The following is a 20,987-nucleotide window of genomic DNA, read 5'->3' on the forward strand; positions in this document are numbered from 1 at the left end:
CCGCTCGCGGGAGCAAATCAGGGGTGACAAGCAGGCATCGAGTGGCTAGAGTTTGCCACCCGTGACGGCGGAATGTCGGCAACCAGAACCGGCCCCGCAGCGTGCGGTCCAAGTCTTGGGAGGAAGTCCTCGGCGCGTCGAACCGCTGCCGCCCCGAAACGCCCGGTAACGGGCTGCGTATCGCGGGCTAATGGACAAGGCGACTGATTTCAGGAGCAGGGCTAACGCCCTGCTCTTTTTTCTTCAAAGTCCGGTTTTCGGCGGTATCGGCGGCGATTGTCCGCGAGCGCCCCGCTAGCGCATCAGCCGGTCGGCGCCGAACAGTCGGAACAGATCGTCCATCGTCACCAGCCGGTAGTGATAGACCGCCGCCAGCGCCGCGAAAATCACCGACGTGACGATCGTCGTCCATATCAGCTTGGCCCAGATCCGCGCCGCGATGGGAGCGCCGGGATCGGTCCCCTGTTCGAAGGCCTCTCCCTCATGCTGGCTGCGCACGCCGAACGGCAGCACGGCGAACAGCGTGATCCACCAGATCAGGAAGTATATGGCGACCGCCGTGGTCCACGCCATGACATTTCTCTTAGTTTGCGCATGATCTTGTCCGAAAACCGGTTCCCACTTTTCGGGATCATGCGCTAAGCCTGCTCGAGTTCAACCAGTGTGCCGCAGAAGTCCTTCGGGTGCAGGAACAGCACCGGCTTGCCATGCGCGCCGATCTTCGGCTCGCCATCGCCGAGCACGCGCGCGCCGTTCGCCTTCAGCTGGTCGCGCGCAGCGCGAATATCGTCCACCTCATAGCAGATGTGATGGATGCCGCCGTCCGGATTGCGCTCGAGGAACTTGGCGATCGGCGAGCCGTCGCCGAGCGGCTCCAGCAATTCGATCTTGGTGTTCGGCAGCGTGATGAAAACGGTGCTGACGCCGTGGTCCGGCTGCGGCACCTTGGCCGAAACCTCGGCGCCCAGCGTGCCCTTGTAGACCTCGCTCGCCTTGGCGATGTCCCTGACCGCAATGGCAACGTGATTGAGGCGGCCGATCATCTCTGCGCTCCGTTCAGACTGCGGCTCTTATACCGCCAGGACGTGGACATGGCACATCGGTTTCTTGCCCCACTGCTCGGCCACCGCGCTGCGCACGCCGCGCCGCACGGATTCCGCCACCGAATCCGGGTCGCGCCGCCGGGCGCGCGGCAGGGATTCGAACGTCTGAAGCGCGGCGTCATGGACGATCTCCGCCATCGCGTCGCCGTCCCGTCCCCGCTCCGGAATACCGACCATGTCGATCTCCGGATCGGCGGCCAGCTCACCGGCCTCGGTCAGGGCGAGCGCCACCGAAATGATGCCGGCAAAAGACAGCCGGCGTCGATCCGCGACCGTACGCGCCTGCGCGTCGATCAGCAGCCGGCCGTCCTTGTAGAGCCGGCCGGCCGGCAGTTCGTCGATGATCTCGGGGTTCGGCGCGAGCCGGATCAGGTCGCCGTTGCGGCACTGGATGATGGTCTTCACGCCCGCCTTGCGGCCGATCTTGCCATGCTCGGCGAGATGCAGCGCCTCGCCATGAACCGGCACCAGGATCTGCGGCTTGACCCAGCCGATCAGTTCCTCGACCTCGGCGCGGCGCGGATGGCCCGAAACATGCACGAGGTGCGTGCGGTCGGTGATGACCTCGATGCCCTGCTCGATCAGGCCGTTGATGACGCGGCCGATCGCCTTCTCGTTGCCGGGAATGTCGCGCGCGGAAAAGATCACGGTGTCGCCGCGATTGAGCGTGACGTCGGGGTGCTGGTCCGACGCGATGCGCGCCAGCGCCGCCCGCGGCTCGCCCTGGCTGCCGGTGCACAGCGCCACCACCTTGTTGGGCGGCAGGTAGCCGTAAGCGTCGGCGCTGCGGAACGCCGGCACGCCGTCGAGATAGCCGCACTCGCGCGCGACCTGCGTCACGCGGTCCATCGCGCGGCCGACCAGCACCACCTCACGGTCGGCGGCGCGCGCGGCTTCCGCGACCGTCTTCAGCCGTCCGACATTGGAGGCGAAGGTCGTCACCGCCACGCGCCCGCGCGCATCCTTGATGAGCTGCGTGATGGTCTTGGCGACGTCGGCCTCGGACGGCGAGCGGCCGTCGCGCACCGCATTGGTCGAATCCGCGATGAGCGCGAGGCAGCCCTCCTGCCCCAGCGCGCGCAGTTTCTTTTCGTCGGTCGGGTCGTTGAGGATCGGCGTCGGGTCGATCTTCCAGTCGCCGGTATGCAGCACATTGCCGAGCGGCGTGCGGATGATGAGCGCGTTCGACTCAGGGATCGAATGCGTCATCGACACGAGTTCGATGTCGAACGGACCCGCCTTGAAACGGCCGCCGAGCGGAATGACGGTGACGGGAATCTCGGGCGCACCCGGCTCGCCGGCCTTTTTCGCGGCGATCATCGCCGCGGTGAACGGCGTCGCGTAGACCGGGATTTTCAACCGCGGCCAGAGGTCGAACAGCGCGCCGAAATGATCCTCATGCGCGTGGGTCAACACGAGGCCGGCGAGGTTCTTGCGCTCCTCGATCAGAAACCGCACGTCCGGCATCACCAGATCGACGCCGGGCAGCTGGTCCTCTGAGGCAAACGACACGCCGAGATCGACCGCGAGCCATTGCCGGCGGCGCTCGTCGCCAAGGCCGTACACCGCGAGATTCATGCCGATCTCGCCGACGCCGCCGAGCGGCGCGAATACCAGATCCTGCCGCGCCGCCATCAACCGGCTCCTTTCGGAACGCCGAAGCCGAACACTTCGCCCGCTGTGATTTTCAGGTGCGGGCCGGTCTCAGGCTGCACCAGCAGCCGGCCGTTCTCGTCGAGCCCCATGAAGCGACCGTAGAGTTCACGCTCCGGCAGCCGCACCTGGATGAACTCGCCGAGGCCGGCGGCATATTTCAGCCAGTCGCGGCGGATCGACGGGAAGTTAGCCCCGCCCTGCCATTGCGCGAGGCGGGCCTGCATGGCGGGGACGAGCGCTGCGAACAGCGCCCCCATGCTCACCCGCGCGCCCTCGCCCGCAAGGTCGGCCGCCGGATAGGCAGTGCCGTCAGGATGCGAGATGCAATTGACGCCGATACCGATCGCCACCGAGAACACCGGTGCGTTCTCCGCCTCGATGAGCAATCCGGCGATCTTCCGGCCGCCGATCAGCACATCGTTGGGCCATTTCAGGGTCAGGGCGCCGCCGAGGCTGCCCGCGCAGGCGGCGACGGCATCGCGGACAGCCAGTCCGGCGACGAACGACAGCTGCGCGGCGCGCGGCGACGGCGCCGGCTCGGTCAGCAGCAGCGTGGCGTAGAGATTGCCCGGCGGCGATACCCAGTCTTTGCCGCGGCGGCCGCGGCCGGCACTCTGGGTTTTGGCGGTGATCCAGACAGGACCACGCTCGCCGGCGCGTGCAAGCACCAGCGCCTCGGCATTGGTGGAGCCGAGTGTGTCGTAGCTCAGGTGTCGGACCTCCGCGGGGTCCGTCGCGTCGCGGATCATCGGTTGTGGCGCGCAACCGCGCGCCAATTCAAATCTTCAAAACAGCGATTTCGCCGCAGCCTCCGCCGCGCCGATCAGCGGCGCCGGATAGGCGAAGAACAGCAGGTTGATCAGGCCGCCGATCGCAAGCACCAGCCGCAGCGTCATCGGCATCGCCGAAAAGCTCTTGGCCGGTTCGTCGAAATACATCGTCTTGACGATGGCGAGATAGTAATACGCGCCGACCACGCTTGCCAGCACGCCGAGCACGGCGAGCACATAGAGCCCGGCCTTGATGGCGGCGAGGAAGACGTAGAATTTCGCGAAGAACCCGGCGAGCGGCGGGATGCCGGCGAGCGAAAACATCAGCATCGCGAAGAAGAACGCCATGGTCGGGTGCGTGCGCGAAAGCCCCGCGAGATCGGAGATCTGCTCGACCAGCATGCCGTCGCGCCGCATCGCCAGCACGACGGCGAAGGTGCCGAGCGTCATCGCGACATAGATCGACATATAGATCAGAACGCCCTGCACACCTTCGGTGGTGCCGGCGGCGAGGCCGACCAGCGCAAAACCCATGTGACCGATCGAGGAATAAGCCAGCAGCCGCTTGATGTTCTTCTGCCCGATGGCGGCAAACGAACCGAGCAGCATCGAGGCAATCGACACGAAAACGACGATCTGCTGCCACTGATCGGTAATGCCGGGAAACGCCGTCATGGTGGCGCGCACGAAAATGGCGATGGCAGCGACCTTCGGGGCGGAGGCAAAGAACGCCGTCACCGGCGTCGGCGCGCCCTCATAGACGTCCGGCGTCCACATATGGAACGGCACCGCCGATACCTTGAAGCAGAAGCCGACGAACAGGAAGACGAGGCCGAACACGAGGCCGATCTGGCCGTGTGAGGCCGCCTTGGCGATGCCGGCAAAGCTGATGGTGCCGGTGAAGCCGTAGATCAGCGACGCGCCATAGAGCAGCATGCCGGACGACAACGCGCCGAGAACGAAATACTTAAGGCCGGCTTCCGTCGAGCGCACGGTGTCGCGGTTCGAGGCCGCGACGACATAGAGCGCGAGGCTCATCAGCTCGAGGCCGAGATAGAGCGCGATCAGGTCACCCGCCGAGACCAGCAGCATCATGCCGAGCGTCGAGAGCAGCACCAGCGGGCCGTATTCGAACTTCTGCTGGTGTTCCTTGACGAGATAATCGAGCGACAGGATAAGCGCGCCGGCCGAGCCGGCGAGCACCAGGAGCTTGAGGAAGCGCGCGAAGTCGTCAACGACGAAGGCACCCTCGAACAGGCTGTGGCGGCCGCCCGGCATCAGCACTACCAGCGCCGCAACGGCGACCAGCAGCCAGACCGACAGACCGTTGACGAAACGCGCGCTGCGCTCGCCGGACGTAACGCCGAGCATCAGCAGCACCATTGCGCCAATCGCCAGCACAAGCTCCGGCGCGAGCGGCAGATAGGAACCGAGGAAGGAAAGCTGTGTCATCGCCCGCGCGCCCCTAATTCGCCGGCATTGCGGCCGTCTTCACCGCAATCGCCTTGTTGTAGTTCGCGAGCAGATTGGTCACCGAGGCCGCCGACATGTCGAGCACGGGCTTGGGCGCCACGCCGAACAGGATCGTCAGCACGACCAAGGGCAGCAGAATGATCATTTCGCGCGCGCCAATGTCCCGGATGCCGGCCAGCGCCGGCTTTTCGATCACGCCGAACACGACCTTTCGATAGAGCCACAGCGCATAACCCGCCGACAGGATGACGCCGAGCGTCGCCAGCGTACCGACCGCCGTGTTGACCTTGAAGGTGCCGATCAGCGTCAGGAACTCGCCGACGAAACCCGAGGTGCCCGGCAGCCCGACATTGGCCATGGTGAACACCATGAAGACAAAGGCATAGACCGGCATGCGATTGACCAAGCCGCCATAGGCGGCGATCTCGCGGGTATGCACGCGGTCGTAGACGACGCCGACGCAGAGGAACAGCGCGCCCGACACGATGCCGTGCGAGATCATCTGGAAGATGCCGCCGCCGACGCCCTGCGCGGTCGCCGCGAAGATGCCCATGGTCACAAAGCCCATATGCGCGACCGAGGAATAGGCAATCAGCTTCTTCATGTCCTCCTGCATCAGCGCGACCAGCGAGGTATAGACGATGGCGACGACCGACAGCGTGAAGACGAACGGCGCGAAGTCGTGGCTCGCCATCGGGAACATCGGCAGCGAGAAGCGCAGGAAGCCGTAGCCGCCCATTTTCAGCAGGATGGCGGCGAGGATCACCGAACCGGCCGTGGGCGCCTCGACGTGAGCGTCCGGCAGCCAGGTGTGCACCGGCCACATCGGCATCTTCACGGCGAACGACGCGAAGAACGCGAGCCACGCCCACTTCTGCAGCTCGACCGGAAAACCGTGACGCAGCAGCGTCGGGATGTCGGTGGTGCCGGCCTGCCAGTACATCGCCATGATGGCGAGCAGCATCAGCACCGAGCCGAGCAGCGTGTAGAGAAAGAACTTGAAGCTCGCATAGACCCGGCGCGGACCGCCCCAGACGCCGATGATGAGGAACATCGGGATCAGGCCGCCTTCGAAGAACAGATAGAACAGCACGAGATCGAGCGCCGAGAAGGTGCCGACCATCAACGTTTCCAGCACCAGGAACGCGATCATGTATTCCTTCACCCGCACCTGGATCGCGGTCCAGCTCGCGACGATGCAGAACGGCATCAGCGCGGTGGTGAGGATGACGAAAGGCAGCGAAATGCCGTCGACACCCATGTGATAGCTGGCGAAGCCGAGCCAGGGATGTTTCTCGACGAACTGGAACTCGGCGATGGTGTTGTCGAAGCGATAGAGCATCACCAGCGAGATCGCGAAGGTCGCGAGCGTGGTCCACAGCGCGACCCAGCGCGCGGTGCCGTTCGCCAGACGGTCGCTGCCGCGCACGAGCATGATGAACAGCGCGCCGACCAGCGGCAGGAACGTGACGACGGAGAGGATCGGCCAATTCATGATTAGCGGACCCCCACCGAGAACATGAACCAGGTCGCGAAGATCGCGACGCCGATCAGCATCGCGAAGGCGTAGTGATAGAGATAGCCGGTTTGCAGCCGGATCGCGTTGCGCGTCACGTCGAGAACCCGCGCTGAGACGCCGTCAGGACCGAAGCCGTCGATCAGCCAGCCGTCGCCGCGCTTCCACAGCGTCCAGCCGAGCCATTTGACCGGCCGCACAATAAGGAAGTCGTAGATCTCGTCGAAGTACCACTTGTTGAGCAGGAAGCGGTACAGCACGTCGTGCTGGCGGGCGAGCTCGGCCGGAATATCCGGCCGCCGGATGTAGAAAATCCAGGCGATAACGAAGCCGACCGCCATCAGCACGGTCGGCGCCAGCGCGACGTGCAGCGGCACATGGTGCATCTCTTCGAGGATCTTGTTGTCCTTGGCAAAGGTCAGCGAACCGCGGAAGAAGCCCTCGACGCCGTGGCCGGCAAAAATCTCCTTGAACGGCAGGCCGGCCAGCACGGAGCCGAGCGCCAGCACGGCGAGCGGGATCAGCATCACCATCGGACTCTCATGCGCCGCGCGGTAATGCGTCATGTCATGCGGCGTGCCGTGGAAGGTCTTGAACACCAGCCGCCAGGAATAAAACGAAGTCAGCAGCGCCGCCGCGGCCGTCGACAGGAAGGCGTAAAGCGCGACCGGGTTATGCGAGACGAACGCCGCCTCGATGATGGCGTCCTTCGAGAAATACCCGGCGGTCAGCGGGAAGCCGGTCAGCGCCAGCGTGCCGACCACCATGACGATGTAGGTGAACGGAATGCGGTCGCGGAGGCCGCCCATGTTGCGGATGTCCTGCTCGTGATGCATCGCGTGGATCACCGAGCCGGAACCGAGGAACAGCAGCGCCTTGAAAAAGGCATGCGTGAAGAGGTGGAACATGCCGACCGAATAGGCCCCCACCCCCATCGCCACGAACATGTAGCCGAGCTGCGAGCAGGTCGAATAGGCGACGATGCGCTTGATGTCGTTCTGCACAAGGCCAATGGTCGCGGCGAACAGTGCGGTGGTCGCGCCGATGAACAGCACCACCATCTGCGCGGTGTGCGACAGCTCGAACAGCGGCGACAGTCGCGCCACCATGAACACGCCCGCGGTCACCATGGTCGCGGCATGGATCAGCGCCGAAACCGGCGTCGGGCCTTCCATCGCGTCCGGCAACCAGGTGTGCAGCAGGAATTGGGCCGACTTGCCCATCGCGCCCATGAAGAGGAACAGGCAGATCAGCGTCATCGCGTCGATCTGCCAGCCGAACAGGCCGATGGTCTTGGTCGTCAGCGACGGCGCCTGCGCGAACACGGTGTCGAAATCGACCGCGCCGACCATCATGAACAGCGCGAAGATGCCGAGCGCGAAGCCGAAATCGCCGACGCGGTTGACGACGAAGGCCTTGATGGCGGCGGCGTTCGCCTCGGGCTTGTAGTACCAGAACCCGATCAGGAGATAGCTCGCGAGGCCGACGCCCTCCCAGCCGAAGAACAGCTGAACGAGGTTGTCGGAGGTCACCAGCATCAGCATCGCGAAGGTGAACAGCGACAGGTAGCCGAAGAAGCGCGGCCGATGCGGATCTTCGTGCATGTAGCCGATCGAATAGAGATGCACGAGCGCCGACACGGTGTTGACGACAACCAGCATCACCACGGTCAGCGTATCGATGCGCAGCGACCATGCGACCGACAATTCCCCGGATGTCATCCAGGTGAAGATCGGAACGCGAGCTTCCTGCCCGCTGAAACCGATCTGCACGAACGCGATCCACGACAGGATCGCTGAAATCATCAGCAGCGTCGTCGTGATGAGTTCCGCGATGCGCGAGCCGGCCGCCGGCGGCTCCGCCGGGCCGTGACCGTGATCGTCGTGACCGTGCGCGGCATGGCTGTCATGGCCATGTGCCGCGCCATGATGCGTATCGTGCGAACCGTGGCCGAGCGCGTCCTGCGCGGTCGGGCTCTTGCCCGGAAAGCGAGCACGCGCGCCGAAAATCGTGATGAGGCCGGCAAGCAGGAAGCCGAGCAGCGGCAGAAAGACAATCGCCTGATACATAAGAAGCTAGCCCTTCATCAGGTTGATGTCTTCGACCGCGATCGAGCCGCGGTTGCGGTAGAACACGACGAGGATGGCAAGGCCGATGGCGGCTTCGGCGGCCGCCACGGTCAGCACCAGCAGCGCGAAAATCTGCCCGACGATGTCGTTCAGGAACGAAGAGAACGCCACGAGGTTGATGTTGACCGCGAGCAGGATCAGCTCGATCGACATCAGGATGACGATGACGTTCTTGCGGTTCAGGAAGATGCCGAGCACGCCGAGCGTGAACAGGATCGCCGCGACCGACAGATAATGCCCCAGCCCGATGGTCATGCGCCGCCCTCCAGTCCCTGCCCCGACGCTACCTTGCGGACCTCGATGGCGGTCGCCGGCGTGCGCGCGACCTGATCGCCGATGTTCTGCCGCTTGGCGCGCGCCTTGTGGTGCAGCGTCAGCACGATGGCACCGATCATCGCGACCAGCAGAACAAGGCCTGCCACCTCGAAGAAGTAAACGTAGCGGGTGTAGAGCACGAGACCGATCGCCTGCGTGTTGGAAACGCTCGCCAGCGGCGGGATCGGCGCGGTGACGGTCTTGGCGACATTGGCGCCGATGGTCCAGGCGCCGAGCACGAACAGAAGCTCGGCCAGCACGATGCCGCCGACCAGCATGCCGACCGGCAGGTAATTCAGGAAGCCCTGCCTCAGCTCGGCGAAGTCGACGTCGAGCATCATGACGACGAACAGGAACAGCACCGCGACAGCGCCGACATAGACGACGATCAGGATCATCGCCAGGAACTCGGCGCCGAGCAGCAGGAACAGCCCCGCCGCGTTGACGAAGGCGAGGATCAGGAACAGCACCGAATGGACGGGGTTCTTCGACGCGATCACCATCACCGCCGAAGCGATGCAGACCGCTGCAAAGAGATAGAAGAACAGCGCGGCGACCATCATCTCACCTGTACGGCGCGTCGAGCGCGATGTTCTTCGCGATCTCGCGTTCCCAGCGGTCGCCATTCGCGAGCAGCCGCTCCTTGTCGTAATAAAGCTCTTCGCGCGTCTCGGTGGCGAATTCGAAGTTCGGCCCTTCGACAATGGCGTCGACCGGGCAAGCCTCCTGGCACAGCCCGCAATAGATGCACTTCACCATGTCGATGTCGTAGCGCGTGGTGCGCCGCGTACCGTCGTTGCGACGCGGACCGGCCTCGATGGTGATGGCTTGCGCCGGGCAGATCGCCTCGCACAGCTTGCAGGCGATGCAACGCTCCTCGCCGTTCGGATAACGGCGCAGCGCATGCTCGCCACGGAAGCGCGGCGAGATCGGCCCCTTCTCGAACGGATAGTTCAGCGTCGCCTTCGGCTTGAAGAAGTAACGCATGCCGAGGAAGAACGCCGAGATGAACTCGGTGAGGAACAGGGCTTTCGCTGCGCCGACCAGTCTCATCGTCATTACCTCGGTTGCAGCAGGCCGAACGGCAGGCCGAATTGCAGCACGGCCGCAACGATCACGACCATCGCGAGCGACAGCGGCAAGAACACCTTCCAGCCGAGACGCATCAACTGGTCGTAGCGGTAGCGCGGCACGACGGCCTTGGCCATCGCGAACAGGAAGAACATGAACAGCGCCTTGAGCACGAACCAGATCACGCCCGGCACCCAGGTGAACGGCGCGTAAGGCACCGGCGGCAGCCAGCCGCCGAGGAACAGGATCGTGCCCATCGCGCACATCGTGGCGATCGCGACGTATTCGCCGAGCATAAACATCATGTACGGCGTCGAGCCGTATTCGACCATGAACCCGGCGACGAGCTCGGATTCCGCTTCGACGAGGTCGAACGGCGGGCGGTTGGTTTCGGCGAGCGCCGACACGAAGAACACGACGAACATCGGCAGCAGCGGCAGCCAGTACCAGTTCAGCAGACCGTAAGGGCCGTTCTGCGCTTCGACGATCTTCGTGAGGTTCAGCGAGCCGGCGCAGAGCAGCACGGTGATGATGACGAAGCCGATCGAGACCTCGTAGGACACCATCTGCGCGGCGGACCGCAGCGCGGCGAGGAACGGATATTTCGAGTTCGACGCCCAGCCCGCCATAATGATGCCGTAGACCATCAGCGAGGAGATCGCGAAGATATAGAGAATGCCGACATTGATATCGGCGATCACCCAGCCGATGTTGACCGGGATCACCGCCCAGGCGGCGAGCGCCAGCACACAGGAGACGAGCGGCGCGAGCAGGAACACGCCCTTGTTGGCGCCGGCCGGGATCACCGGCTCCTTGAGGACGAACTTCAGAAGGTCCGCGAAGGACTGGAACAGACCCCAGGGGCCGACCACGTTCGGGCCGCGCCTGATCTGCACCGCCGCCCAGATCTTGCGGTCGGCGAGAAGGATATAGGCGATGCTGACCAGCAGAATGACGAGCAGCATCACCGACTGCGCGACGATCACCAGGACCGGCCAGACATACGCGAAGAAGAATTCGGTCATGTCCATGGCGTCACTCGGCTGCGGTCTTCACGGCGCCCGCATGGAGCGCCGAGCATTCGGCCATGACCGCGGAAGCGCGCGCCACCGCATTGGTCATATAGAAGTCGCCCACGCTCGAGCGGAACGGCGCCTTGTCGGCATTGCCGCCGATCTTGGCGAGCGCCTTGATCGCGCCCGCCTCGCCCGGCGCGATCTGGCCGACCTTCATCAGATGCGGATGCGCGGCAAACAGCGCCTGGCGCAGCGCGGCCAATGAATCGAACGGCAGACGCTTGCCGAGCACGTCGGACAGCGCACGCAGGATCGCCCAGTCCTCGCGGGCGTCGCCCGGCGGAAAGCCGGCGCGCTTGCCCATCTGCACGCGGCCTTCGGTGTTCACGTAAAGCCCGTTCTTTTCCGGATAGGCCGCGCCCGGCAGGATGACGTCGGCGCGATGCGCGCCACGGTCGCCATGCGTGCCGATGTAAACGGTGAAAGCGCCCGGCGGTACATCCACTTCATCAACGCCGGCAAGGAACAGCACATCGAGCGCGCCGGCGGTAAGCATGCCCGCGGTGTCAAGCCCGCCTTCACCGGGCACGAAGCCGATGTCGAGCGCGCCGACCAGTGACGCCTCGCCGTGCAGGATATTGAAGCCGTTCCAGCCGTCCTTGACGACGCCGAGCGAGCCGGCAGCTTTCGCCGCCGCTGCGAGGATCGCGCCGCCGTCGGCACGGTTGAGCGCGCCCTGACCGATGATAAACATCGGCCGTTCCGCTTTCTTGCCCGTCTGCTCCGCGAGTTTGGCGAGGCTGTCGGGTCCGGCGCCGAGATAATCGTAAGCGTAAGTGAGGTCCGCCTTTTCGCCGATCAGGCCGATCGTCACGTTGCCGTTGAGATAGCGGCGACGGATGCGCGCGTTCAGCACCGCGGCTTCCTTGCGCGGATTGGTGCCGATCAGCAGAATCGAGTCCGCGCGGTCGATGCCGGCGATCGTGGAATTGAAGAGATAACTGGCGCGGCCGTATTTCGGATGCAGCGGCGAGCCCGGATAACGCGCATCGACATTGGCCGAACCGAGCGAGGTCATCAGCGCCTTGAGCGCATACATCTCTTCGACGGTCGAGAGCTGGCCGGCGAGTGCGCCGATTTTCTGAGCCTTCGCGCTCTTCACCTTGGCGGCAATCGCCGCGAAGGCTTCGCTCCACGTCGCGGGTCGCAGGCGGCCGTTTTCGCGGATGTAGGGCCGGTCGAGACGCTGGGTGCGCAATCCATCGACGATGTAACGCGTCTTGTCGGAAATCCACTCCTCGTTGATGTCATCGTTGAGGCGCGGCAGCACGCGCATCACCTCGCGGCCGCGCGTATCGACGCGGATCGCGGAGCCGAGGCCGTCCATCACGTCGACGGTTTCGGTCTTGTTGAGTTCCCAAGGCCGCGCGACGAACGCATAAGGCTTCGAGGTCAGCGCGCCGACCGGGCAGAGATCGACCACGTTGCCCTGCAGCTCGGAGGTCATCGCCTGCTCGAGATAGGTGGTGATCTCCATGTCCTCGCCACGGCCGATCGCGCCGAGTTCGGCGACACCGGCGACCTCGGTGGTGAAGCGGACGCAGCGCGTGCAGTGGATGCAACGGTTCATCACCGTCTTCACCAGCACGCCGATATATTTGTCTTCGACCGCGCGCTTGTTCTCGTGATAGCGCGTCGCGTCGACGCCGTAGGCCATCGCCTGATCCTGCAGATCGCACTCGCCGCCCTGATCGCAGATCGGGCAGTCGAGCGGATGATTGATCAGCAGGAACTCCATCACGCCTTCGCGCGCCTTCTTCACCATCGGCGAGCGGGTCTTGATGACCTTCGGCGAACCGTCCTTGTTGGGCGCCAGATCCTTCACCTGCATGGCGCAGGAGGCCTGCGGCTTCGGCGGGCCGCCGACCACCTCGACGAGGCACATGCGGCAGTTGCCGGCGACCGACAGCCGCTCGTGGAAGCAGAAGCGCGGGATTTCCGCGCCGGCGGCCTCGCAGGCCTGGAGCAGCGTGAACTCCGGCGGGACTTCGATTTCGGTGTCGTCGACGATGATCTTGGTCATGCCGCGTGCTCGCTTGTGGTGCCGCAACGCGCGGTGCGCCAATGCGTGGCGGCCGGCAGGCTGTCCCAGCTGAAGGCGTAATCGCTCGAACCGTGATTTTTCAGATGGTCGAGACGCTCGGCGCCCTCCTCCATCGTCGGCCTGTGGCCTTCCGGAATCCACCACAACACCAGCGGCGGACCGTCGAGGGCTGCGAACCACTGCTCGCGGCGGCCGTAGAAGCGCCGGTGCACGGTCTGCCAGACGAAACGCTCCAGCGCCTCGACGCTCTCCCACACCGTCAGGTTCGGCAGGATCGTCGGATCGTCATAGACGCGGATGTTCATAGCATGGCCGCTGTCATCGGCGAGCCGCCACACGAAACCATCGATGCCGTTCGCCAGCGCATTGACGCGATCGACATTCTCGACGAACTCGCGCATGCGCGGGTCGTCGAGCGGATAGCGGGCCCGCGCGATGTTGAACTGGGCGAGATGACGGCCTTCGGTCATGTCGCTACTCCGCCGCCACGCGAACCGCGTCGCGGGCGTCCGCGTTGCGGGTGTATTCGTCGATGCGCCGCTCGATCTCCGGACGGAAATGCCGCAGCAGGCCCTGCACCGGCCAGGCCGCGCCGTCGCCGAACGCGCAGATCGTGTGTCCTTCGATCTGCTTGGTAACGTCGAACAGCATGTCGATTTCTTTTTTCTGCGCGCGGCCTTCCGCCATGCGCGTCAGAACCCGCCACATCCAGCCCATGCCCTCGCGGCACGGCGTGCACTGGCCGCAACTCTCGTGCTTGTAGAAATACGAGATGCGCGCCATCGCGCGGATGATGTCGGTGGACTTGTCCATCACGATCACGGCCGCCGTGCCGAGCGCCGACTTGTGCTTCACGCAGCCGTCGAAATCCATCAGCAGGTCGTCGCAGCCGGTCGCGCCCGCCGGGATCAGCGGCATCGAGGAGCCGCCGGGAATGACCGCGAGCAGGTTGTCCCAGCCGCCGCGCACGCCGCCGGCATGTTTCTCGACAAGCTCGCGCAGCGGGATACCCATCGCCTCTTCGACGTTGCAGGGCTTTTCGACGTGGCCGGAGATGCAGAACAGTTTGGTGCCGGTGTTGTTCGGACGGCCGATACCTGCGAACCACGCCGGTCCCCGCCGCAGGATGTCCGGAACCGCTGCGATCGACTCCACGTTGTTCACCGTGGTCGGGCAGCCGTAGAGGCCGACATTGGCCGGGAACGGCGGCTTGAGCCGCGGCTGGCCCTTCTTGCCCTCGAGGCTTTCGAGCAGCGCGGTTTCCTCGCCGCAGATGTAAGCGCCGGCACCGTGGTGAACGTAGAGATCGAAGTCCCAGCCGTGGACGTTGTTCTTGCCGATCAGCTTGGCCTCATAAGCCTGCTCGATTGCAGCTTCGAGGCGCTCGCGCTCGCGAATGAACTCGCCGCGCACATAGATGTAGCCGGCATTGGCGCCCATCGCGAAACCGGCGATCAGGCAGCCCTCCACGAGCAGATGCGGATCGTGCCGCATGATCTCGCGGTCCTTGCAGGTGCCGGGCTCGGATTCGTCGGCATTGACGACGAGATAATGCGGCCGCCCGTCCGACTGCTTGGGCATGAACGACCATTTGAGGCCGGTCGGGAAGCCCGCGCCGCCACGGCCGCGCAGGCCGGAGGCCTTCACGTCGTTGATGATGCCGTCGCGGCCCTTTTCCAGAATGGCCTTGGTGCCGTCCCACGCGCCGCGCGCACGCGCGCCCTTCAGGCCCCAGTCGTGGAGGCCGTAGAGGTTGCGGAAGATGCGGTCCTTGTCGTCGAGCATGTCAGGCCTTGGCCGTCTTGAGTGTGGTCGGTCCGCCGACCGGTGCGGACAACTGCCGGTCGATCTGCGGGCCGGGCTTCGGCGTCTTGCCGGCAGCGAACGCATCGAGCAGCTTGTTGAAGTTCTCCGGCGTCAGATCTTCATAGAAATCGCTGCCGATCTGCACGACCGGCGCGTTGACGCAGGCGCCGAGACATTCGACTTCGACCCAGGAGAACTGGCCGTCGGCCGTGACATGGCCTTCCTCGCCGATGCGTTGCTTGCAAACCGTCTTGATCGCGTCGGCGCCGCGCAGCAGGCACGGCGTGGTGCCGCAGAACTGCACATGGGTGCGGCCGACCGGCTCGAGATTGAACATCGTATAGAAGGTCGCGACTTCCAGCGCCCGGATATGCGCGACGCCGAGCATGTCGGCGACATAACGCATCGCGACTTCGGGCAGCCAGCCGTCATGCTGCTCCTGCGCGCGCCACAGCAGCGGAATGATCGCGGAACGCTGGCGGCCTTCCGGATAGTTGGCAATTTTCTTCTTCGCCCAGTCGAGGTTCGCCTTGTTGAAAGCGAACTCCTTGGGCTGCTGCTCGGGCGGCGCGAGACGGCGGACGCTCATCGGTCGACCTCCCCGAACACGATATCGATCGAACCGAGAATGGCGGAGACGTCGGCCAGCATGTGTCCCTTGCAGAGAAAGTCCATCGCCTGCAAATGCGCGAAGCCCGGCGCGCGGATTTTGCATTTGTAAGGCTTGTTGGTGCCATCGGAGACCAGATAGACGCCGAATTCGCCCTTCGGCGCTTCGACGGCGGCGTAAACTTCGCCGGCCGGCACGTGATAGCCCTCGGTGTAGAGCTTGAAGTGATGGATCAGCGCTTCCATCGACTTCTTCATCTCGCCGCGCTTGGGCGGCACGATCTTGTTGTCATCGTGAGCATGCGGACCGCGGCCTTCCGCGCTCATCAGCTTGTTGACGCACTGCTTCATGATGCGGATCGACTGGCGCATCTCTTCCATGCGGATGCAGTAGCGGTCGTAGCAGTCGCCGTTCTTGCCGACCGGAATGTCGAAGTCGAGTTCCGAATAGCACTCGTAAGGCTGCGACTTGCGCAGATCCCAGGCCGCGCCCGAGCCGCGCACCATCACGCCGGAGAAGCCCCAGTTCCAGCAATCCTCCAGCGACACTACGGCGATGTCGACGTTGCGCTGCTTGAAGATGCGGTTGCCGGTGAGCAGCGTTTCGAGATCGTCACACACCTTCAGGAACGGATCGCAGAACGCGCCGATGTCCTCGACCAGTTTGTCGGGTAGGTCCTGATGCACGCCGCCGGGACGGAAATAAGCCGCATGCATGCGGCTGCCCGAAGCGCGCTCGTAGAACACCATCAACTTCTCGCGCTCCTCAAAGCCCCACAGCGGCGGGGTGAGCGCGCCGACATCCATCGCTTGCGTGGTGACGTTGAGAAGATGCGACAAGAGCCGGCCGATCTCCGAATAAAGCACACGAATAAGCTGCGCACGCTTCGGCACCGTAATGCCCAGGAGCTTCTCGGTCGCGAGACAGAAGGCGTGCTCCTGATTCATCGGTGCGACATAATCGAGCCGGTCGAAGTAAGGCACCGCCTGCAGATAAGTCTTGTGCTCGATCAGCTTCTCGGTGCCGCGATGCAGAAGGCCGATATGCGGGTCGACGCGCTCGACGATTTCGCCGTCGAGCTCTAGCACGAGGCGCAGCACGCCGTGCGCGGCCGGATGCTGCGGACCGAAGTTGATGGTGAAGTTGCGAAGTTCGGCTTCCGCCATCACGCCACTCCCGCGAGGCGGCCCTTGTCGGCCACACGCGCCTTGAACTTGTCCCAAGTCACGACTGCACGCTGATGACGCCCCTCGCCGATCAGGTCGACACCGTCATGGGCGCGCACCGAAAATTCGAGCCGGCGGCCGTCGACCGAAGCAAGCTCCGCTTCCGCCGTCACCGACATGCCCGGCAATGTCGCCGCCAGATGACTGACATCGACATGGGTGCCGAGGCTGCCCTCACCGGCGTCGAGATGCGGCGCCATCAGTTGCGTGCAGGTCCATTCCATCAGGATGATCATGAAACCGGTCGCGAACACCTCGGGCATTGACTGCAGTTCGGCGGCTTCACGATAGGTGTAGGGCACGGTCTTCTCGACCGGCACCTTGTAGATGAATTTATGCTTGAGACCGGGAACGAGCGACGGCTTCATGGCGCGGGCTTCTTCTCCGGTTCGCCGGTCATCTTGTTGCCCTGACCGGGCGCCTTCTCGTCGCCTGGCAGCACATAGTCGGTGCCTTCCCACGGCGACAGGAAATCGAAGCTGCGGAACTCCTGCGAGAGCTTGACCGGCTCGTACACGACGCGCTTCTGCTCGTCGTCGTAACGCACCTCGACGAAACCCGTCAGCGGGAAGTCCTTGCGCAGCGGATGCCCGTCGAAGCCGTAATCGGTGAGAATCCGGCGCATGTCCGGATGTCCGGTGAACAGCACGCCGTAGAGATCGTAAGTCTCGCGCTCGAACCAGTCGGCCCCGCGATAGACATCGATCAGCGAGGCGACCTGCTCCATCTCGCCGACTTCGATCTTGATGCGCACCCGGCGGTTCAGCCGCGGCGACAGGAAGTGGTAGACGACGTCGAAACGTTTCTCGCGGCCGGGCCAGTCGACTGCGGTGATGTCGATGAAATTGGAGAACAGGAAACGCGGATCGTCGCGCAACACGGTCGCGACCTTCACGATATCGGCGGCCTGCGCGGTCACGGTCAGTTCGCCATAGGCGATCGCATAGCCCGTCACCGCGCCGCCGAGCGTCTCCGAAATCTTCTGGCCGAGCCTGTCGAGCATTTCGTCCATGAACTGAGTGCCCCTTACCGCTCGATCGTCCCGGTGCGCCGGATCTTCTTCTGCAAAAGCAGCACGCCGTACAGCAGCGCCTCCGCCGTCGGCGGGCAGCCCGGCACATAGACGTCGACCGGAACGATGCGGTCGCAGCCGCGCACCACCGAATAGGAATAGTGATAGTAGCCGCCGCCGTTGGCGCAGGAGCCCATCGAGATGACGTAGCGCGGCTCCGGCATCTGGTCGTAGACCTTGCGCAGCGCCGGCGCCATCTTGTTGGTCAGCGTGCCGGCGACGATCATCACGTCGGACTGGCGCGGGCTCGCGCGCGGCGCAAAGCCGAACCGCTCGACGTCGTAGCGCGGCATCGACACCTGCATCATCTCGACCGCGCAGCAGGCAAGCCCGAAGGTCATCCACATCAGCGAGCCGGTGCGCGCCCAGGTGATGAGGTCGTCGGTGGCGGTGACGATGAAACCCTTGTCTGCGAGTTCGTTATTGATGCCGGTGAAGAAGGCGTCGTCCGAACCGACCGGCTTGCCGGTCGACGGGTCGAGGATGCCTTTCGGCGCGGGTGCGATCATCGTCATGAAACGATCAGTCCCATTCCAGCGCCCCCTTCTTCCACTCATATATGAAGCCGATGGTGAGGACGCCAAGGAAGACCATCATCGACCAGAAGCCGAAGGCACCGACCTCCTTGAAGGCGACCGCCCAGGGAAACAGGAAGGCCACTTCGAGGTCGAAAATGATGAACAGGATCGCGACGAGGTAAAATCGCACGTCGAATTTCATGCGGGCGTCGTCGAAGGCATTAAAGCCGCACTCATAGGCCGACAGCTTTTCCGGGTCGGGCTGCTGATAGGCGACGATGAAGGGCACGACCAGCAGGACGATACCGATGACAAGCGCGACGGCGATGAAAATCGCCAACGGCAGGTAGTCGATCAACAGTTCGCTCATCGGCGACCTCGGTGCTGGCGGCTGGACCGGACGGGCCCGCTCTTTGGCAGGCACGGCAACGGAATCTGGCGCGGATTTGCTCGGATCGCGCCCATTGCCCAAGCCGGATTCGCCTCAAGGACGGAAGCGAGTGAGCCTTAGCGCAGCCCCATTGATGTCGCAAGCCGACATTGGAGGCCTTCCAAGGTCCATTTGCGGCCTGTTTCCGCAGAATTTTCGCGGCCGCCCACGCCACACGAAACGGCCTCGGCAGGGCGCCCCGGACGCGCCCGGCTCGCGGCGCGAATCCGGCGCAGCGTCTGGGGCCGCCGGCATGAACGGTGAGCATGGACGCCCGGCATTGTTGGCCGTCTTCGGCGGTAGTCACGGCCCGCCATGCTGCAATAGTGTGCGCCGCTATCAGCGCCTGCCGCCGCACCGGTCGGCGTTCCACCGCGCCGACACCGCAAGGGGCAACCACATGAACGAAACGATGAACGCCGCCATCAAGGGAACCGAGCACTGGACCAACCGGAGCGGCGCCAAACTGTTCCTGTGGAACAAGCTTGCCGGCGATCCCGCCAGGACGAAGGGCAGCATTCTGTTCGTGCACGGCTCGTCCATGGCGGGTCAGCCGACCTTCGATCTTCAGGTGCCCGGCCGCCCCTACTCGTCGGCGATGGATTTCTTTGCCGACCAGGGCTTCGACTGCTGGTCGGTCGACGTTGAAGGCTATGGCCGCTCCACCAAGGATCGCGACAACAATGCCCCGATCTCGCAGGGCGCCGACGACTGCTACGCGGCCGCGCAATACATCCAGAAACTGCGCGGCGGCCGCACGCTGTTGACCTACGGAATTTCATCCGGCGCCCTGCGCGCAGCGCTGTTCGCCGAACGCCACCCCGAGCTGGTCGCCCGCCTCGCGCTCGACGCCATGGTGTGGACCGGCGAAGGCTCGCCGACGCTCGCCGAGCGGCGCAAGAAGCTGGCCGAGTTCCAGTCGAAGAACCGCCGGCCGATGAGCAAGGACTTCATCCGCTCGGTGTTCGACCGCGACCATCCCGATACCGCCGAGCGCAGCGTCATCGACGCCTTCGCCGACGCGGTCTGCGCACTCGACGATTCGGTGCCGACCGGCACCTATGTCGACATGTGCTCGAAACTGCCGGTGGTGAACCCGGAAAAGATCGTCGTGCCGACGCTGATCATGCGCGGTCAGTTCGACGGCATCGCCTCAATGCAGGATTTGATGAAGTTCTTTGAAAAATTGCCGAACCCGGACAAGCAGTTCACCGTGATGCCCGGCATTTCACATGCGAGCTTCCAGCAGAAGAATTACATGCTGGTCTATCACATCCTGCTGAGCTTCTTCACGCAGCCGGAGCCGATCTACAAAGGTTGAGTGACTTTGGGCTGAGCGCTTCCGGCTAGCCAACGAGCTTCGCGGCAAGATCGAGTAGGTCTTTCGCCACCACATCGACCGGCACCGTCGGCACGGTTTCGCCCTTGCCTGGTCCGTGCTCGTCCGGCCGCGCGATGTGCGCGGTGCGCAAGCCACAGGCGGCGGCCGCTTCAAGGTCGCTGGAATGGGCGGCGACCATCATGCATTGTCCCGGCGCGAGCGCGAAAGCTTCGCAAGCCGCGAGGTAGACGCGCGGCTTCGGCTTGTAGTCGCCGGCGACCTCGGCGCCGAGAATGGCGTCCCAGCGCAGATCGTTGCGCCGCGCGAGGTCGGCCATCAGCGCGATGTTGCCGTTCGACACCGGCGCGACGCGAAACGTCTCGCGCAGACGCGCCAGTCCCGCCGTCACGTCGGGCCAGCCGTCGAGCCGGTGCCAGGCGAGATTAAGCTCGGCCAGCACCGCCTCCGGAATGTTGCGGAAGCCGAAGCGCGGCAGCACCCTCTCGAGATTATGCCGGTGCAGCACATCGAGCCGGCTGAAGGGGATCCTGCCGGAACGGACGTCCTCCATTCCGGGCTGGTATTGCGCCCGCCAGGCGTCGGCGAAAGCCAACCAATCTGTGGATTGGTCATGCGCCCGTAACAGGCGTTCCGCCTCCCGGGCGACGCCCGAGCGCCAATCGACCAGCGTTCCGAACACATCGAAGAACAGCGCCCGGACGGACTGGGTCATGGAGCGGACATGCCTCGCCGATCGAGGTCGAAACGGGCCGGAAAAGGGGTGCTAAGTGCTTGAAAATATGGCGGGAGCGACGGGGCTCGAACCCGCGACCTCCGGCGTGACAGGCCGG

The 20,987-nt window shown here is 64.4% G+C and carries 22 protein-coding genes; 1 reads left to right on the forward strand and 21 read right to left on the reverse strand.

Going from position 1 to position 20,987, the window contains the following annotated elements; translation table 11 throughout:
- Positions 1 to 294: 294 nt before the first annotated feature.
- The 20 genes from AB7F10_RS16545 to AB7F10_RS16640 all read right to left on the reverse strand — a co-directional run bounded on the left by AB7F10_RS16545 (position 295) and on the right by AB7F10_RS16640 (position 18,755).
- Positions 295 to 573, reverse strand: a complete 279-nt coding sequence (locus tag AB7F10_RS16545; protein WP_428562526.1) for a DUF1467 family protein — start codon at positions 571 to 573, stop codon at positions 295 to 297.
- A gap of 65 nt (positions 574 to 638) precedes the next feature.
- Positions 639 to 1,043, reverse strand: a complete 405-nt coding sequence (mce, locus tag AB7F10_RS16550) for a methylmalonyl-CoA epimerase (RefSeq protein ID WP_428562524.1) — start codon at positions 1,041 to 1,043, stop codon at positions 639 to 641.
- Positions 1,044 to 1,070: 27 nt separating this feature from the next.
- Positions 1,071 to 2,738 carry a ribonuclease J gene (locus tag AB7F10_RS16555; protein WP_428562522.1) on the reverse strand — a complete coding sequence of 556 codons (1,668 nt, stop codon included), beginning with the start codon at positions 2,736 to 2,738 and terminating at the stop codon, positions 1,071 to 1,073.
- A complete protein-coding gene (locus AB7F10_RS16560) occupies positions 2,738 to 3,508 on the reverse strand; it encodes a biotin--[acetyl-CoA-carboxylase] ligase (protein WP_428562520.1) in 771 nt (256 codons plus the stop codon). Before AB7F10_RS16560 ends, AB7F10_RS16555 begins: the two co-directional genes overlap by 1 nt.
- Before the next feature lie 36 nt (positions 3,509 to 3,544).
- Positions 3,545 to 4,981 (reverse strand): NADH-quinone oxidoreductase subunit NuoN, encoded by a 1,437-nt coding sequence (gene nuoN, locus AB7F10_RS16565; RefSeq protein ID WP_428562518.1) that lies wholly within the window; start codon positions 4,979 to 4,981, stop codon positions 3,545 to 3,547.
- 13 nt (positions 4,982 to 4,994) lie between these two features.
- Complete coding sequence (locus AB7F10_RS16570) at positions 4,995 to 6,497, reverse strand: NADH-quinone oxidoreductase subunit M (protein WP_428562516.1); 1,503 nt, start codon at positions 6,495 to 6,497, stop codon at positions 4,995 to 4,997.
- A gap of 2 nt (positions 6,498 to 6,499) precedes the next feature.
- Complete coding sequence (gene nuoL / locus AB7F10_RS16575; protein ID WP_428562514.1) at positions 6,500 to 8,587, reverse strand: NADH-quinone oxidoreductase subunit L; 2,088 nt, start codon at positions 8,585 to 8,587, stop codon at positions 6,500 to 6,502.
- Positions 8,588 to 8,593: 6 nt separating this feature from the next.
- Positions 8,594 to 8,902: an NADH-quinone oxidoreductase subunit NuoK gene (gene nuoK / locus AB7F10_RS16580; RefSeq protein ID WP_428562512.1), complete on the reverse strand. Its 309-nt coding sequence runs from the start codon at positions 8,900 to 8,902 to the stop codon at positions 8,594 to 8,596.
- Positions 8,899 to 9,525: an NADH-quinone oxidoreductase subunit J gene (locus tag AB7F10_RS16585; RefSeq protein WP_428562510.1), complete on the reverse strand. Its 627-nt coding sequence runs from the start codon at positions 9,523 to 9,525 to the stop codon at positions 8,899 to 8,901. Before AB7F10_RS16585 ends, nuoK begins: the two co-directional genes overlap by 4 nt.
- 1 nt (position 9,526) lies before the next feature.
- A complete protein-coding gene (gene nuoI, locus AB7F10_RS16590) occupies positions 9,527 to 10,015 on the reverse strand; it encodes an NADH-quinone oxidoreductase subunit NuoI (protein WP_428562966.1) in 489 nt (162 codons plus the stop codon).
- 5 nt (positions 10,016 to 10,020) lie between these two features.
- Positions 10,021 to 11,058, reverse strand: coding sequence for an NADH-quinone oxidoreductase subunit NuoH (gene nuoH, locus AB7F10_RS16595; protein WP_428562964.1), 1,038 nt, complete (start codon positions 11,056 to 11,058; stop codon positions 10,021 to 10,023).
- A gap of 10 nt (positions 11,059 to 11,068) precedes the next feature.
- The gene (nuoG, locus tag AB7F10_RS16600) at positions 11,069 to 13,132 is read right to left on the reverse strand and encodes an NADH-quinone oxidoreductase subunit NuoG (protein WP_428562508.1); all 2,064 of its coding nucleotides are present in this window, start codon (positions 13,130 to 13,132) and stop codon (positions 11,069 to 11,071) included.
- Positions 13,129 to 13,623 carry a DUF3291 domain-containing protein gene (locus AB7F10_RS16605; protein ID WP_428562506.1) on the reverse strand — a complete coding sequence of 165 codons (495 nt, stop codon included), beginning with the start codon at positions 13,621 to 13,623 and terminating at the stop codon, positions 13,129 to 13,131. Before AB7F10_RS16605 ends, nuoG begins: the two co-directional genes overlap by 4 nt.
- Before the next feature lie 4 nt (positions 13,624 to 13,627).
- The gene (gene nuoF / locus AB7F10_RS16610) at positions 13,628 to 14,938 is read right to left on the reverse strand and encodes an NADH-quinone oxidoreductase subunit NuoF (RefSeq protein WP_428562504.1); all 1,311 of its coding nucleotides are present in this window, start codon (positions 14,936 to 14,938) and stop codon (positions 13,628 to 13,630) included.
- Position 14,939: 1 nt separating this feature from the next.
- Positions 14,940 to 15,548, reverse strand: a complete 609-nt coding sequence (gene nuoE / locus AB7F10_RS16615) for an NADH-quinone oxidoreductase subunit NuoE (protein ID WP_428562502.1) — start codon at positions 15,546 to 15,548, stop codon at positions 14,940 to 14,942.
- Positions 15,545 to 16,735: an NADH-quinone oxidoreductase subunit D gene (locus AB7F10_RS16620; RefSeq protein ID WP_428562500.1), complete on the reverse strand. Its 1,191-nt coding sequence runs from the start codon at positions 16,733 to 16,735 to the stop codon at positions 15,545 to 15,547. Before AB7F10_RS16620 ends, nuoE begins: the two co-directional genes overlap by 4 nt.
- The gene (locus AB7F10_RS16625) at positions 16,735 to 17,163 is read right to left on the reverse strand and encodes a thioesterase family protein (RefSeq protein WP_428562498.1); all 429 of its coding nucleotides are present in this window, start codon (positions 17,161 to 17,163) and stop codon (positions 16,735 to 16,737) included. The genes AB7F10_RS16620 and AB7F10_RS16625 overlap by 1 nt, the downstream gene beginning before the upstream one ends.
- The gene (locus AB7F10_RS16630) at positions 17,160 to 17,807 is read right to left on the reverse strand and encodes an NADH-quinone oxidoreductase subunit C (RefSeq protein ID WP_428562496.1); all 648 of its coding nucleotides are present in this window, start codon (positions 17,805 to 17,807) and stop codon (positions 17,160 to 17,162) included. Before AB7F10_RS16630 ends, AB7F10_RS16625 begins: the two co-directional genes overlap by 4 nt.
- A 14-nt stretch (positions 17,808 to 17,821) precedes the next feature.
- Complete coding sequence (locus AB7F10_RS16635) at positions 17,822 to 18,382, reverse strand: NuoB/complex I 20 kDa subunit family protein (protein ID WP_428562494.1); 561 nt, start codon at positions 18,380 to 18,382, stop codon at positions 17,822 to 17,824.
- A 7-nt stretch (positions 18,383 to 18,389) separates the two neighbouring features.
- Positions 18,390 to 18,755 (reverse strand): NADH-quinone oxidoreductase subunit A, encoded by a 366-nt coding sequence (locus AB7F10_RS16640; RefSeq protein ID WP_428562492.1) that lies wholly within the window; start codon positions 18,753 to 18,755, stop codon positions 18,390 to 18,392.
- 460 nt (positions 18,756 to 19,215) lie between these two features.
- On the opposite strand from AB7F10_RS16640, the gene AB7F10_RS16645 reads away from it, so the two are divergent.
- Positions 19,216 to 20,136, forward strand: a complete 921-nt coding sequence (locus tag AB7F10_RS16645; protein WP_428562489.1) for an alpha/beta hydrolase — start codon at positions 19,216 to 19,218, stop codon at positions 20,134 to 20,136.
- Positions 20,137 to 20,161: 25 nt separating this feature from the next.
- On the opposite strand, the gene AB7F10_RS16650 is transcribed toward AB7F10_RS16645, so the two are convergent.
- Positions 20,162 to 20,869, reverse strand: a complete 708-nt coding sequence (locus AB7F10_RS16650; protein WP_428562487.1) for a haloacid dehalogenase type II — start codon at positions 20,867 to 20,869, stop codon at positions 20,162 to 20,164.
- Positions 20,870 to 20,987: the final 118 nt, after the last annotated feature.

Origin of the sequence: Pseudolabrys sp. (assembly GCF_050250095.1) — a bacterium.
Lineage (GTDB): Bacteria > Pseudomonadota > Alphaproteobacteria > Rhizobiales > Xanthobacteraceae > Pseudolabrys.